The organism is Paraburkholderia caledonica NBRC 102488 (assembly GCF_000685095.1).
Classification (GTDB): Bacteria; Pseudomonadota; Gammaproteobacteria; order Burkholderiales; family Burkholderiaceae; genus Paraburkholderia; species Paraburkholderia caledonica.
Genome location: NZ_BAYE01000019.1, coordinates 39748 through 53229, shown reverse-complemented (window position 1 = coordinate 53229; position 13482 = coordinate 39748). Strand labels below are relative to the sequence as shown.

Genomic DNA, 13482 nt, shown 5'->3' with positions numbered 1-13482 from the left:
GGGCACGCTCACACTACAGCACGGTGCAACAGCACCTCGAAAACAAAACGGCTGCCGACGTACGCCAGCAGCAACGCGACGAACGACGCCAGCACCCAGCGCAATGCAGCACGGCCGCGCCAGCCGGACACTTTGCGCGCCGTCAGAAGCGCGCCGAACATGACCCACGAAAGAATCGCAAACACGGTCTTGTGATCGAGACGCAGCGCGCGGTCGACCAGTTGCTCGCTGAACAGGATGCCCGACACGAGCGTCAACGTGAGCAGGACGAAGCCGGCGCCGATCAGACGGAACAGCAGCTTCTCGAGCGTGAGCAACGGCGGCAGCGTGTCGAGCCAGCTGGACAGCCAGCCGTTGCCTGCCGCAGCCACGTTCCGCTGCGCGATTCCGCCGCGCATTGCATGAAGACGCCGCTCGACGAGCAGCATCAGAATGGCGTGCAGCGCCGCGATCGCGAACAGACCATAGGCGATGTTGGCAATCAAAAAATGCAGCTTGAACATGGGTGCGGCCGAATACGGCAGCACACGCACGCCGTTGAACGCGAGCGGCAATAACGAGGCGACGCAGGCGAGCGGCAACACCAGCAGACGCAGTCCGTCGAGCGGAAAAAAGAAGCTTTCTATCCAGTAGATGCCGGCGCCGAGCCAGAACATGGCGGACAGCGCAAACGCAAAGCCGAACACCATGGCGTTCTGCGGGAAGATCGTGGTGTGCAGCAGCACGCCGTGCGCGAGCAGCGCGACGAACAGTAACGCGCGGCCTGACGAACTCATGCCCGAAGCCGCCGAGCCGGCGAACCCGGACTGTGCCTGCGTGTTCGCGCCGGTGGTCGCGGCAGCCGGCATTGGCGGAACACTTTCCAGCATGGGGCGCGACCCGGCGTGCCGGTGCGAGCGCCAGCCGGCTACGGCGAGTCCGCCGTACAGAAGCGCAGTGAGGGCATACAGTACAATATCCATATTCGAAGTTTACACTAGGCCCCTGATCCGCGACGTCTTCCACTTCGCGCTCGCCCGGGGCCGCACTGTTCATCGCTCCCCATGCTCGACAATCTGACTCAACGGATGGCGCGCGTCGTCAAGACGCTGCGCGGCGAAGCCCGGCTCACCGAGGCGAACACCCAGGAAATGCTGCGAGAGGTGCGTCTGGCGCTGCTCGAGGCGGACGTGGCGCTGCCCGTCGTGCGCGAATTCATCGCCAAGGTGAGAGAGAAGGCGCTCGGCGAAGAAGTGATTAGCAGCCTGTCGCCAGGTCAGGCGCTCGTGGGCGTCGTGCAGCGCGAGCTGACCGCCGTGATCGGCGGCGACTACGAAGGCAAAGCCGCCGAGCTGAATCTCGCCGTCACGCCGCCGGCCGTCATTCTGATGGCGGGTCTGCAAGGCGCGGGTAAAACGACCACGGTCGGCAAGCTCGCCAAGCTGCTGCGCGAGAAGTACAAGAAAAAGGTTTTGACCGTTTCGTGCGACGTCTATCGCCCCGCTGCTATCGCGCAGTTGAAGACGGTGACCGAGCAGGTTGGCGCAGACTTCTTCCCGTCGGAACCGGATCAGAAGCCGGTCGACATCGCGCGTGCCGCGGTCGACTGGGCCAGGCGTCATTATCACGACGTACTGCTGGTCGACACGGCCGGCCGCCTGGGTATCGACGAAGCGATGATGCAGGAAATCACCGCGCTGCACACCACGTTGAAGCCGGCGGAAACGCTGTTCGTCGTCGATGCAATGCTCGGCCAGGACGCGGTCAACACCGCCAAAGCATTTAGCGATGCACTGCCGCTCACCGGCGTGGTGCTCACCAAGCTCGACGGCGACTCGCGCGGTGGCGCGGCGCTCTCGGTGCGTCACGTCACGGGCAAGCCGATCAAGTTCGTCGGCGTCGCAGAAAAGCTCGACGGCCTTGAAGTCTTCTACCCGGATCGTATGGCGAACCGGATTCTCGGCATGGGCGACATTCTCGCTCTCGTCGAGGAAGCGCAACGCGGCGTGGACGTTCAAGCCGCGCAGAAGCTCGCCGATAAGGTCAAGAAAGGCGGCGACTTCGACCTCAACGATTTCCGCGCGCAACTTACGCAAATGAAGGGCATGGGCGGTCTCTCGTCGCTGATGGACAAGCTGCCCGCGCAATTCCAGCAGGCCGCCGCCGGCGCCGATATGAGCCAGGCTGAAAAGCAGATGCGCCGCATGGAAGGCATCATCAACTCCATGACGCCGCTCGAGCGCGCCAAGCCGGATCTCATCAAGGCTACGCGCAAGCGCCGCATCGCCGCGGGTGCGGGCGTGCAGGTGCAGGAAGTCAACCGCATGCTGAACCAGTACGATCAGATGCGCACCATGATGAAAAAGCTGAAAGGCGGCAATCTGCAAAAGATGATGCGCGGCATGAAGGGCATGTTGCCCGGCATGCGCTAAGCTTTAGCAAGACGGCGGCGCGCGGGTTGCCGACCCGGCCCGCGGCCACCGTCACCATGGGAACTTCCTTCAGGGGCGTTCTCACTCACACTATGTATACAGTTACCGCCCGCCAGACGTCATGAACCGCGAAGAAGCTCTCCACATTTTTAGCCACTCCGAAGAAATCGTTTCGGCCGACGAGGTCAACGCGTCGATCAGCGGCATGGCTACCTCGATCCGCAACGAAATGAGCGAAGACTTTCCGCTCGTGCTGTCGGTGATGGGCGGCGCCGCGGTCTTCACCGGCATGCTGTTGCCGCACCTCGATTTCCCGCTCGAGTTCGACTACATCCATCTCACCCGCTATCGCAACACCACGAAGGGCGGCAACGAGATGCAATGGCGTGTGGCGCCGGCTGAATCGGTGAAGGATCGCGTGGTGCTGGTGCTCGACGACATCCTCGACGAAGGCGAGACGATGGCCGCGATCCGCGACCGCATCCTCGCAATGGGCGCCAAGCGCTTCCTGAGCGCCGTACTGTGCGAAAAGATCATTCCGAAAGCCAAGCCACTGCGCCCCGACTACTGCGGCTTCGAAGTGCCGGACCGCTATGTTTTCGGCTGCGGCATGGACGCCAAAGGCTACTGGCGCAACCTGCCGACTATTCGCGCGTTGACTGAAGGCGCTTGACTTGCCCAGTTGATCGCCGCGTCGTCATGCACGGCGCGAAAATGACGAGATGAAAAAAGCGGCCCGCTGGGCCGCTTTTTGTTGCGTCAAACGTTGCTTGCGGGTTTCACTCAGCTAAAACGCTCAGAGATCCGTCCAGGTGTTGCCAATTGCCGCTTCGATGGGCAGCGCGCGCCACTCACAGTTGATGCACGAACGCGCGGATACCGCCAAGCATCATCTCCACCGAGATCGCTACCAGCACGAGTCCCATTAGCCGTTCGAATGCCATCATGGTTCGCTCGCCGAGCCAGGCCTGAATACGCTCGGCCAGCATCAGCACCACAGCGCAGACGATCATGGTGACGGTCAGTGCGCCGATCCACTCGAACATCTTGCCAGGCGCCTGCGACGTCAGCAGCATCACGGTTGCCAGCGCCGACGGGCCTGCCAGCGCCGGAATGGCAAGCGGCACGATCAACGGCTCGCCGCCACGCACGTCGCCGCCAAAAGGGCCGTCCGGATGCGGGAACACCATACGCAGCGCAATCAGAAACAACACAATGCCGCCGCCGATGCGCAACGACTGGTCGGTGAGACTCATCATGCGCAAAAACGCGTCGCCGACGACCATGAACACCAGCAGGATCGCAAACGCGATCGCGACTTCTCGCAGAATCACTGCGGTGCGCCGCTTCGGCGACACACCGCGCAGACAACTGATGAAGAGCGGAATGTTGCCGAGCGGGTCAGTGATCAGGATCAGCAGCACGGTCGCGGACAGGAAGGTGTACTCCACCGTCCGCCCCGCTTAGCGCGCCAGCGCCGCGCGAACCTTCGCGATGACCGTTTGCGCGGCTTCATCGACCGGCAGCAAGGTCGCCTCCGCGTCGCGGCGGCCCTGATATTCGAGCTTGCCTTCCTTCAGGCCACGGTCGCCAATCACGAGACGATGCGGCACGCCGATCAGCTCCCAGTCGGCGAACATCACGCCGGGGCGCTCGCCACGATCGTCGAGAATCACGTCGATGCCCGCTTCGACCAGTTCAGCGTAGAGCTTGTCGGCCTGCTCGCGCACGGCTTCGCTGCGGTCGTAGCCCATCGGGCACAGCACGACTTCGAACGGCGCGATCGATTCCGGCCAGATGATGCCCTTGTCGTCGAAATTCTGTTCGATTGCGGCGCCCAGAATACGCGTGACGCCGATGCCGTAGCAGCCCATTTCCATAGGCTGCGGCTTGCCGTTCTCGTCGAGGCACGTTGCGTTCATTGCTTCCGAATACTTGGTGCCGAGCTGGAACACATGGCCGACTTCGATGCCGCGGCAAATGTCGATCACGCCTTTGCCGTCCGGCGACGGATCGCCCTTTTTCACGTCGCGAATATCGGCAACGACCGGCTCCGGCAGATCGCGGCCCCAGTTCACGCCCGTGGTGTGATAGTCCACCTCGTTCGATCCCACCACGAAGTCGCTCATGTTCGCGACCGTGCGGTCTGCAACGACTTTCACCGGCTTCTTTGTGTTGAGCGGACCGAGATAGCCCGGCGGCGTGCCGAACGTCTCGATGATCTCGGCCTCCGTCGCCATGCGGAAATCGGCGAGGCCCGGCAGCTTGCTTGCCTTGATCTCGTTCAGGTCGTGATCGCCGCGCAGCATCAGCAGCCAGATGGTCGGTTCGGCGCCTTCGTTTTCGGTGGCGAGCACAATCGACTTGATGGTGCGCTCAAGCGGAATGTTCAGCAGCTCCGCGACGGCCTCGCACTTTGCCTTGCCCGGCGTCGGCGTCTTTTTCATCTGCTCGGTGGGCGCCGCGCGCTGTGCGTAGAGCGGCAAAGCTTCGGCCGCTTCGACGTTCGCAGCGAAGTCGGACGTCGGGCAGTAGGCGATGGCGTCCTCACCCGTATCGGCGATCACGTGGAATTCATGCGAGCCGCTGCCGCCGATCGATCCGTTGTCCGCCGCGACCGCGCGGAAATCGAGACCGAGGCGCGTGAAGATGCGCACGTACGCGTCGTACATCTTGCGATATGACTCGCGCAGGCCTGCAGCGTCCTTGTCGAACGAGTACGCGTCTTTCATGATGAACTCGCGGCCGCGCATAACGCCGAAACGCGGACGGATTTCGTCGCGGAACTTCGTCTGGATCTGGTAGAAGTTGACCGGCAGCTGACGGTAGCTCTTGATCTGCCCACGCGCGATGTCCGTCACCACTTCTTCGTGGGTCGGTCCGATCACGAAGTCGGATTGCTTGCGGTCTTTGAAGCGAAGGAGTTCAGGGCCGTATTTTTCCCAGCGACCCGACTCCTGCCACAGCTCGGCCGGCTGCACGGCCGGCATCAGCAGTTCGATCGCGCCTGCCCGGTTCATTTCCTCACGCACGATCGCTTCCACCTTGCGGATCGAGCGCAAGCCGATCGGCAGGTAGTTATAGATGCCGCCGGCGACGCGGCGGATCATGCCGGCACGCACCATGAGCTTGTGACTGACGATCTCGGCGTCGGCCGGAGCTTCTTTCAGGGTGCCGATAAAGAAACGGGAAGCTTTCATTCAGATTTTCCAAAAGCGGCGGCTCCGGAGGGACCGCCCGAAAGGGTAAAAACGGGGAAATCGATACGGCTGCCTCGCCGGGCGCGCCCGGTTCGCCATTCCGGCGCAAGGGCCGCCGCCGGGGCGCACAAGCCGCCGCGCAAAGTCTTTCGCACAAGGGATCAGGCACGGAAAGACGGACAGGCTACCGCAAAGCAGGCCTTTTGCGGCGAATCGTTCCAATCTGGTGCGAATCGGTGCGTCGGGTCCGTTATCTGTTTATAATCAAAGCAATTTTAAAGGATTCGAAGGTGGTTGTATGCTGGATCGTGAAGGCTTTCGCCCGAACGTCGGCATCATCCTCTTGAACGCGCACAACGAGGTGTTTTGGGGCAAACGGCTCCGTGAACATTCCTGGCAGTTTCCGCAGGGGGGCATCAAGTACGGAGAGACCCCCGTGCAAGCGATGTATCGGGAGTTACACGAAGAAACCGGTCTGCTTCCGGAGCACGTCAAGGTGATTGGTCGCACACGCGACTGGTTGCGTTACGAGGTGCCTGACAAGTTCATCAAGCGCGAGGTACGCGGTCACTACCGCGGCCAGAAACAAATCTGGTTCTTGCTCCGAATGGTAGGGCGCGATTGCGACATCTGCTTGCGCGCCACAGATCACCCGGAGTTCGATGCCTGGCGCTGGAACGAGTATTGGGTACCGCTCGACTGTGTGATCGAGTTCAAGCGGGATGTTTATCAGTTGGCGCTGACGGAGCTATCCCGTTTCATGCGCCGCACTGCGCCGCGTGCGGAAAAACCTGGCGGGCACCACGGGCCGCGTTATCCCCGGATAGCGTCGTCAATGGAAAGTCCGCCGGATTCCACGGTAATGACGGTGACCACGGTAACGTCCGTCAGAATCGAAACTTCGGTTCACACGACAAGCGTGTCCGATTGCGGCGAAGCTGCCGGCTCGGGGAACGAGGCCGGCACCGTATCGGAACTCGACGACGACTCGGCTCGCGAGGCTGCGGGTTCGATGTTCCGTCATCACGGCGTGCGCAACTGACCTTCTGCACGGCCGTCTACGTCGCCTATGTCGTCTATGCGGGCGCGGCTTCTCGAGCCGCGCCCGCTTTTTCGAGGAAACCATATTGAAAGCACTTGCTCTCGTCGTGGCGTGCGTCGCCACCGGCGCCCTGCTGGCTGGCTGTTCGAGCGCCGGCAAACCCACCAACAAAGACGACAGCGCCTTTGCCTATCTGCTGGACCGGCCGAGCAATTGGGTTGAAAACAAGGTCGAGACTTTGCCGCCGCTGCCGCAGGACTCGACCCTGCTGCCTTTCGAGGTGTCAGGCAATACGCCGTTGCATTTCGCAATCGACCAGAACTCGCTGACCGTGGGCTCCGACGGCGTCGTGCGCTATACCGTGGTGGTGACGAGCCCGAGTGGCGCCCGCAACGTGAACTACGAAGGCATCCGCTGCGACACCTATGAATGGCGCCTGTATGCCGGCCTGAACGCGGATCATGACGGTTGGGACAGGACAGTCGCGAACGACTTCACGCGTATCGAGAATGGCGCGCTGAACGCGTATCACGCGGCGCTGTATCAGGACTATCTATGCGCGAACAAGATCCCGACGGGGAGCGCAAGGACGATTGTGGATAACATCCGCTATAAGCGCACGGCGACTTCGTTGATTCACTGACGCTTGGCCGACGCGCCAGAAAAAAAGCCGTTCCTGCGCTTCGCTGGAACGGCTTTTTCACATGTTGCGCGTGAGCCGGTTAGCTACTCAAACCAGCACCAGGTTGTCGCGATGAATCAGTTCGGGCTCCAGCATATAACCGAGCACTGATTCGATCTCGCCGCTCGGACGTCGCTGGATCAGCTTTGTCTCTGCACTGCTGTAGTTGGTGAGGCCGCGCGCCACTTCCCGGCCGGCTGCGTTGAGGCACGCGATCACCTCGCCGCGAGCAAAGGCACCCTGCACGCCGACAATGCCGATGGGCAGCAAACTCTTTCCGCCTGCCGTCAGTTTCTCCACGGCTCCGTCGTCGATCACGACATGGCCGCGCACCTGCAAGTGATCGGCCATCCACTGCTTGCGCGCCGCCATGCGCGCGGTGCGAGCGATCAACTGCGTGCCGATCGCCTCGCCAGACGCGAGCCGCGACAGCACGTCCGCTTCGCGCCCGCTCGCGATCACCGTGTTTGCGCCGCTGTGAGCGGCGCGCTTGGCGGCGAGAATCTTGGTGAGCATGCCGCCGCGACCGAGGCTTGAGCCGGCACCGCCAGCCATGGCTTCCAGGTCAGGCGCGCCGGCATCTGCCTGCTGAACGAGCGTGGCGTTCGGGTCCTTCCGGGGATCGGCGGTGAAAAGCCCTTGCTGATCAGTGAGGATAATGAGCGCGTCACCCTCAATGAGATTCGCGACCAGTGCGCCCAGCGTGTCGTTGTCGCCGAACTTGATTTCGTCGGTGACGACCGTGTCGTTCTCGTTGATGATCGGCACCACGCCGAGCCGCAGCAGCGTCAGCAACGTGGAACGCGCGTTCAGATAGCGCTCGCGGTCCGCAAGGTCGGCATGAGTCAGCAGGATTTGCGCGGTTTGAATCGAATGTTCGGCGAAGCGGCTTTCGTATACCTGAGCGAGGCCCATTTGGCCGACAGCGGCGGCTGCCTGCAATTCGTCGATTTCACGCGGGCGCTTGCTCCAACCAAGCCGCTGCATTCCTTCGGCGATGGCGCCGGAACTGACTAGCACCACTTCCTTGCTCTGCGCGCGCAGTGCGGCAATCTGCGCAGCCCAGCGGCCGATCGCAGCATGATCGAGGCCGCGCCCGTCATTCGTGACGAGGCTCGAGCCGACTTTCACTACCAATCGCCGTGAATCTGCGATGACGGAACGCATTGTGCGCAGCTCCCAAGATGACGCCTGACGCGCGCCGCCAACCCGCAAGGGCCCGGCGCCCCAATTGTTTAGCCCTGCGGGTCGGCGCTGGATTCGCCAGCGGCGGCAGATGCTTCCGGCTTATCGCGAAAGCGTACGTCGGCGGCGAGGTCTTCGGCTTCGGCCGCGCGCTGCGCTTCCGAATGGGCCGCGATGTAGTCGAACACCGCATAGCAGAGGTTCTCGCAACCCTGACCGGTCAGCGCCGAGATTTCGAAGACCGGGCCGTCCCAGCCGAAGCCCTGGATAAACGCCGAAACGCGCGCTTCACGCTCGTCTTCGGGGACCATGTCGAGCTTGTTGAGCACGAGCCAGCGCGGCTTCTGATACAGCAACTCGTCGTACTTGCGCAGTTCGTTCACGATCGCCTTGGCTTCCGCGACGGGATCGACCGCTTCGTCGAACGGCGCCAGGTCGACGATGTGCAGCAGCAAGCCTGTGCGCTGCAAATGCCGCAGGAACTGGTGGCCGAGGCCCGCGCCTTCCGCGGCACCTTCGATCAGACCCGGAATGTCGGCGATCACAAAGCTGCGGCTCGGTCCAACGCGAACCACGCCGAGATTCGGCGCAAGCGTAGTGAACGGATAGTCGGCGATCTTCGGCTTCGCGTTCGACACGGAAGAGATGAACGTGGACTTGCCCGCGTTCGGCATGCCGAGCAGGCCGACGTCGGCCAGCACCTTCAGCTCAAGGCGCACCATGCGTCGCTCGCCCGGCTTGCCGTCGGTTTTCTGGCGCGGAGCGCGGTTGGTGCTGGACTTGAAGTGCAGATTGCCGAGACCGCCCGCACCGCCCTGCGCGATCTGCACGCTCTGATTGTGCTCGGTCAGATCGGCGATCAGTTCGCCGGTTTCCATGTCGGTAATGGTGGTGCCGACCGGCATGCGCAGCGTGATGTCGTCGCCGCCCTTGCCGTAGCAGTCAGCGCCGCGGCCGTTCTCGCCGTTTCGCGCCATATGTTTCTTCGCGTAGCGGTAGTCGATCAGCGTGTTGATGTTGCGGTCTGCTACCGCAATTACGCTGCCGCCCCGGCCGCCGTCGCCGCCATCAGGGCCGCCGAACGGAACGAACTTCTCGCGGCGCATCGACGCGCTGCCATCCCCTCCGTCGCCGGCGATGACTTCAATCCTCGCTTCGTCAATGAACTTCATGCGTAACTCCGTCCCGTGGTGTACTGCCAGATGGTGCTGCTGAATACTACTGGATGCTGCTATTTTGCCGCGCCCGCCGCGCGATGATCAATCGACCGAACGGCATAGGCGCAGCGCCGCAATCGCGGCGCCAACGGACCTTGCCGCAATAAAAAAAGCCCCGCTAACTTCGCGGGGCCTTTTTCCGGTCCTGAAGCCCGTGCCTGAGTGAACTCAGACTGCTGCCGGGACGACGTTGACCATGTGCTTCTTCGCGGCGCCTTTCGTCGAGAACTGAACGTGGCCGTCCGTCAGCGCGAACAAGGTGTGATCCTTGCCGATGCCGACGTTCTCGCCAGCGTGCATACGCGTGCCACGTTGACGAACGATGATGCCGCCAGCGTTGATAGCCTGACCGCCGTACACTTTCACGCCAAGTCGCTTCGACTCGGAGTCGCGGCCGTTCCGGGACGATCCGCCTGCCTTTTTGTGTGCCATTTAATTTGCTCCTTAACCGGTGCGCTTACGCGTTGATCGCGTCGATGCGCAGTTCGGTATAGTTCTGGCGGTGGCCGCCATGCTTCTGGTAGTGCTTCCGGCGACGCATCTTGAAGATGGTCACTTTCTTGTGACGACCTTGCGACACGACGGTAGCCTTGACGGAAGCCCCACTGACCAGCGGCGCACCGAACTTAATCGATTCGCCTTCGCCCACTGCGAGAACCTGGTCGAGCGTGATTTCAGCGTCAATGTCTGCCGGTATCTGTTCTACTTTAAGTTTTTCGCCGACGGCAACTTTATACTGCTTGCCACCGGTTTTTATGACCGCGTACATTGAGAACCTCACTCTGTGTTCATTTTTCCCACGCACCGCGCGCGGAAACCCGTGATTATACATAGAGTTAGCTGCTCGGTCAAAACTCATTCAGAGCGGCCCTGCGTTCCGCCCGGGCGACGCGCAGCCCAGCGCCTGGCGGTGTCCACGAGCGCGCCGCGCGGCAGTCCGCGACACGGAACAACCGCGATTCGCCTTATAATTCGCGGCACTACCCAATTCAGCCATCATGTCGTCGACTGCCACCACCTCCTCCAACGCCGCCAGCCTGCTCGCTCCGATCGCCGAAGACATGCAGCAGGTGAATCGCGTCATCCGGCACCGTCTTGCGTCCGAGGTGATGCTGATCAACCAGATTTCCGAGTACATCATCAGTGCCGGCGGCAAACGGCTGCGGCCGGCGCTGCTGCTTCTGGTGGCCGGCGCGCTCGGGGAAACCACGGGGCATCGGCACGAACTGGCGGCGGTCGTCGAATTCATCCACACTGCAACCCTGCTGCACGACGACGTGGTCGACGAATCGGATCTACGGCGCGGCCGCCAGACCGCCAACGCGCTGTTCGGCAATGCGGCGAGCGTGCTCGTCGGCGACTTTCTCTATTCGCGCTCGTTCCAGATGATGGTGGGCGTGGGCAAGATGCGCGTCATGGAGATTTTGTCGGAAGCCACCAACATCATCTCCGAAGGTGAAGTGCTACAGCTGCTGAACATGCACGACGCCGACGTGGATCAAGCCCGCTACATGCAGGTGATCCGCTACAAGACCGCCAAGCTCTTCGAGGCCGCGGCCCAGCTCGGCGCAGTGCTGGCGGGCGCAGATGCCAGAACCGAAGCAGCGGCGGCCGAATTCGGCCGGCGCATCGGTACGGCTTTTCAGATCATGGACGACTGGCTCGACTACACGGGCACGGCCGAGTCGATGGGGAAAAATGCCGGCGACGATCTACGCGAGGGCAAGCCCACGCTGCCGCTCATCTATTTGATAGAGCGCGGCACGCCGGAGCAGTCGGCTCTCGCTCGCGAGGCCATCGAGCAAGGCGGCACCGACCGTTTCGACACGATCTTCGAGGCGATCACACGTTCCGGCGCGCTGGATCACACGCTCGAATGCGCGAAACAGGAAGCACAAGCCGCGGCAGCCGCGATTTGTTCGTTTCCTGATTCCATTTACAAAGAAAGCCTGCTAGAATTATGTTCTTACTCGACGGCGAGACAGTCTTAAACGAGACTCAAACGCCGGTTTAGTCTGAATCGAGTCTGCAGTACACATCGGGGTGTAGCTTAGCCTGGTAGAGCGCTACGTTCGGGACGTAGAGGCCGGAGGTTCGAATCCTCTCACCCCGACCAGATTCGCCTTGTTAGTTCAAGGCTCGAAAAACCGCCCAGCGTGCTCGGCGGTTTTTTGTTTTTGCGGCCAGATCTTGTCCCTGCTCGCGGCGCACGCACGCAGTTCTGGCTGAAGCCTTCCGCCTCGCAACATCCCTGGTGGCGGGTTGCGCCGCCCCCTCTGCTATATTCTCCCCATCCTTTTCCCCTCTTCTATCCTTCACGACGCGTGGAACAACTTCCCTTATGGGCGCAGATTGGCGCCGTTTTTCTGCTGCTTATCTGCTCGAGCTTTTTCTCCATTTCCGAAACGGCGATGATGGCGCTCAACCGCCATCGCCTGAAGCACCTTGCCAGCAAGAACGCGCTCGGCGCGAAGACCACTCAGGGTCTGCTGGCGCATACGGATCAACTGCTGAGCGTCGTGCTGATCGGGAACAATCTGTTCAACACCATCATTCCGGTGCTGACCACTTCGATCGCGCTGCATACGTTCGGTCGTAACAACGTGGTGCTGTCTATCGCGACCGGCATCGTCGCGTTTCTGATTATCGTTTTTGCCGAGATCACGCCGAAAATCGTCGGTGCAACGTTCCCCGAAAAGATCGCGCTGCCTGCCAGCCTGGTCATCGCGCCGATGATGCGCATTGCCAGGCCGCTCGTCTGGTTCGTCAATCTGTTCGCCACCGGCATCCTGCGGGTGCTGCACATCAACACACAAGGCGCGCGCGATCAGCGCCTCTCCACAGAAGAACTGCGCACCATCGTGCTCGAGTCCGGCAGCTTCATGCCGACCAAGCACCGCAGCATTCTGCTGAACCTGTTCGACCTCGAAAACATTTCCGTCGACGATGTGATGATCCCGCGGCGACGCATCGAGGCGCTCGACTTCGACGCGCCGTTCGAGCAGATTCTGCATCAGCTCGAAACCTGCTATCACAACAAGCTGATCGTCTATCAAGGCGATATTGACCGCGTGCTCGGCGTGCTGCACGTTCGCAAGACACTGGCCGCTCTGCACAACCAGGAACTGGAACGCGAGACGCTGCGCGAGCTGCTCGCCGAGCCGTACTTCGTGCCGACCGGCACGCCGGTGTTCCAGCAATTGCAGTACTTCCAGGAGAGCCGCCATCGCATCGCGCTCGTCGTCAACGAATACGGCGAGTTGCAAGGGCTTGTCACGCCGGAAGACATCATCGAGGAACTGATCGGCGAGTTCACCACGTCCATCCCGCGCAGCGCCAATTCGCGTGGGGGCTGGAACGAGCTCGGCGAATGCATCGTCGCGGGCAGCATGCCGCTGCGTGAGCTGAACCGCTGGCTGCAACTTTCGCTACCTACCGACGGTCCGAAAACGCTTAACGGGCTGATCCTCGAAATTCTCGAAGACATTCCCGATGGCGATGTCTGTGTGCAGATCGGCGACGTGAAGCTCGAAGTGATGCGCAGCGACGACCAGGCGATCCGCACCGTCAAGCTGTTCAAGCCGCCAGCGCGCGTGAAGGGCGGCAAGGCGCTGTTGGGCTAAGTGCCTACCGGTTGAGGTCGAGGCCGGGCGCACATCCCGGCATCGCATAAGCCTGCGCCGAGTGCCATTAGCCGAATGGCCGAGTGGCGGCGCCGACCGCCTTGCTCGAAGATGAAGCCGTC

13 protein-coding genes and 1 tRNA gene are annotated in these 13482 nt (G+C 61.8%); 7 read left to right on the top strand and 7 right to left on the bottom strand.

All coding sequences use genetic code 11. From position 1 onward, the window contains the following. Window positions 1-8 precede the first annotated feature (8 nt). Window positions 9-962 carry a cytochrome C assembly family protein gene (locus tag BCA01S_RS27480; RefSeq protein WP_020071251.1) on the bottom strand — a complete coding sequence of 318 codons (954 nt, stop codon included), beginning with the start codon at window positions 960-962 and terminating at the stop codon, window positions 9-11. Window positions 963-1043: 81 nt separating this feature from the next. Here BCA01S_RS27480 and ffh point away from each other — a divergent pair, with 81 nt between their 5' ends. After that, the gene (gene ffh / locus BCA01S_RS27475; RefSeq protein WP_027779649.1) at window positions 1044-2411 is read left to right on the top strand and encodes a signal recognition particle protein; all 1368 of its coding nucleotides are present in this window, start codon (window positions 1044-1046) and stop codon (window positions 2409-2411) included. A gap of 121 nt (window positions 2412-2532) precedes the next feature. Next, the gene (locus BCA01S_RS27470) at window positions 2533-3084 is read left to right on the top strand and encodes a hypoxanthine-guanine phosphoribosyltransferase (protein WP_020071249.1); all 552 of its coding nucleotides are present in this window, start codon (window positions 2533-2535) and stop codon (window positions 3082-3084) included. A 178-nt stretch (window positions 3085-3262) separates the two neighbouring features. Here the strand turns inward: BCA01S_RS27470 and BCA01S_RS27465 are convergent, their stop codons facing one another. Then, window positions 3263-3862: a MarC family protein gene (locus BCA01S_RS27465; RefSeq protein ID WP_020071248.1), complete on the bottom strand. Its 600-nt coding sequence runs from the start codon at window positions 3860-3862 to the stop codon at window positions 3263-3265. 12 nt (window positions 3863-3874) lie between these two features. Then, window positions 3875-5611: a proline--tRNA ligase gene (locus BCA01S_RS27460; RefSeq protein ID WP_027779648.1), complete on the bottom strand. Its 1737-nt coding sequence runs from the start codon at window positions 5609-5611 to the stop codon at window positions 3875-3877. Between the two features lie 298 nt (window positions 5612-5909). On the opposite strand from BCA01S_RS27460, the gene BCA01S_RS27455 reads away from it, so the two are divergent. Together BCA01S_RS27455 and BCA01S_RS27450 are read left to right on the top strand one after the other, a co-directional pair. Next, window positions 5910-6653: an RNA pyrophosphohydrolase gene (locus BCA01S_RS27455; protein WP_027779647.1), complete on the top strand. Its 744-nt coding sequence runs from the start codon at window positions 5910-5912 to the stop codon at window positions 6651-6653. An 85-nt stretch (window positions 6654-6738) separates the two neighbouring features. Continuing rightward, complete coding sequence (locus BCA01S_RS27450) at window positions 6739-7296, top strand: CNP1-like family protein (RefSeq protein ID WP_027779646.1); 558 nt, start codon at window positions 6739-6741, stop codon at window positions 7294-7296. 87 nt (window positions 7297-7383) lie between these two features. Here the strand turns inward: BCA01S_RS27450 and proB are convergent, their stop codons facing one another. From proB to rplU, 4 genes are all read right to left on the bottom strand, one after another. Next, complete coding sequence (proB, locus tag BCA01S_RS27445) at window positions 7384-8502, bottom strand: glutamate 5-kinase (RefSeq protein ID WP_027779645.1); 1119 nt, start codon at window positions 8500-8502, stop codon at window positions 7384-7386. Between the two features lie 68 nt (window positions 8503-8570). Beyond that, the gene (gene cgtA, locus BCA01S_RS27440; RefSeq protein ID WP_027779644.1) at window positions 8571-9692 is read right to left on the bottom strand and encodes an Obg family GTPase CgtA; all 1122 of its coding nucleotides are present in this window, start codon (window positions 9690-9692) and stop codon (window positions 8571-8573) included. Between the two features lie 213 nt (window positions 9693-9905). Continuing rightward, window positions 9906-10169, bottom strand: a complete 264-nt coding sequence (rpmA, locus tag BCA01S_RS27435; RefSeq protein ID WP_020071242.1) for a 50S ribosomal protein L27 — start codon at window positions 10167-10169, stop codon at window positions 9906-9908. Between the two features lie 25 nt (window positions 10170-10194). After that, window positions 10195-10506 carry a 50S ribosomal protein L21 gene (rplU, locus tag BCA01S_RS27430; protein WP_006051835.1) on the bottom strand — a complete coding sequence of 104 codons (312 nt, stop codon included), beginning with the start codon at window positions 10504-10506 and terminating at the stop codon, window positions 10195-10197. Window positions 10507-10735: 229 nt separating this feature from the next. On the opposite strand from rplU, the gene BCA01S_RS27425 reads away from it, so the two are divergent. From BCA01S_RS27425 to BCA01S_RS27415, 3 genes are all read left to right on the top strand, one after another. Beyond that, complete coding sequence (locus BCA01S_RS27425) at window positions 10736-11728, top strand: polyprenyl synthetase family protein (RefSeq protein ID WP_020071241.1); 993 nt, start codon at window positions 10736-10738, stop codon at window positions 11726-11728. 48 nt (window positions 11729-11776) lie between these two features. Further along, window positions 11777-11853, top strand: a tRNA-Pro gene (locus tag BCA01S_RS27420). Window positions 11854-12061: 208 nt separating this feature from the next. Next, window positions 12062-13360: an HlyC/CorC family transporter gene (locus BCA01S_RS27415; RefSeq protein WP_027779643.1), complete on the top strand. Its 1299-nt coding sequence runs from the start codon at window positions 12062-12064 to the stop codon at window positions 13358-13360. The last annotated feature ends 122 nt before the right edge of the window (window positions 13361-13482 follow it).

Bases quoted from the DNA above. Each gene is read 5' to 3' on its own strand.
- BCA01S_RS27455 (WP_027779647.1), top strand. From the start codon at position 5,910: ATGCTGGATCGTGAAGGCTTTCGCCCGAACGTCGGCATCATCCTCTTG.
- BCA01S_RS27425 (WP_020071241.1), top strand. From the start codon at position 10,736: ATGTCGTCGACTGCCACCACCTCCTCCAACGCCGCCAGCCTGCTCGCT.
- BCA01S_RS27470 (WP_020071249.1), top strand. From the start codon at position 2,533: ATGAACCGCGAAGAAGCTCTCCACATTTTTAGCCACTCCGAAGAAATC.
- BCA01S_RS27460 (WP_027779648.1), bottom strand. From the start codon at position 5,611: ATGAAAGCTTCCCGTTTCTTTATCGGCACCCTGAAAGAAGCTCCGGCC.
- rpmA (WP_020071242.1), bottom strand. From the start codon at position 10,169: ATGGCACACAAAAAGGCAGGCGGATCGTCCCGGAACGGCCGCGACTCC.
- proB (WP_027779645.1), bottom strand. From the start codon at position 8,502: ATGCGTTCCGTCATCGCAGATTCACGGCGATTGGTAGTGAAAGTCGGC.
- rplU (WP_006051835.1), bottom strand. From the start codon at position 10,506: ATGTACGCGGTCATAAAAACCGGTGGCAAGCAGTATAAAGTTGCCGTC.
- BCA01S_RS27480 (WP_020071251.1), bottom strand. From the start codon at position 962: ATGGATATTGTACTGTATGCCCTCACTGCGCTTCTGTACGGCGGACTC.
- cgtA (WP_027779644.1), bottom strand. From the start codon at position 9,692: ATGAAGTTCATTGACGAAGCGAGGATTGAAGTCATCGCCGGCGACGGA.
- ffh (WP_027779649.1), top strand. From the start codon at position 1,044: ATGCTCGACAATCTGACTCAACGGATGGCGCGCGTCGTCAAGACGCTG.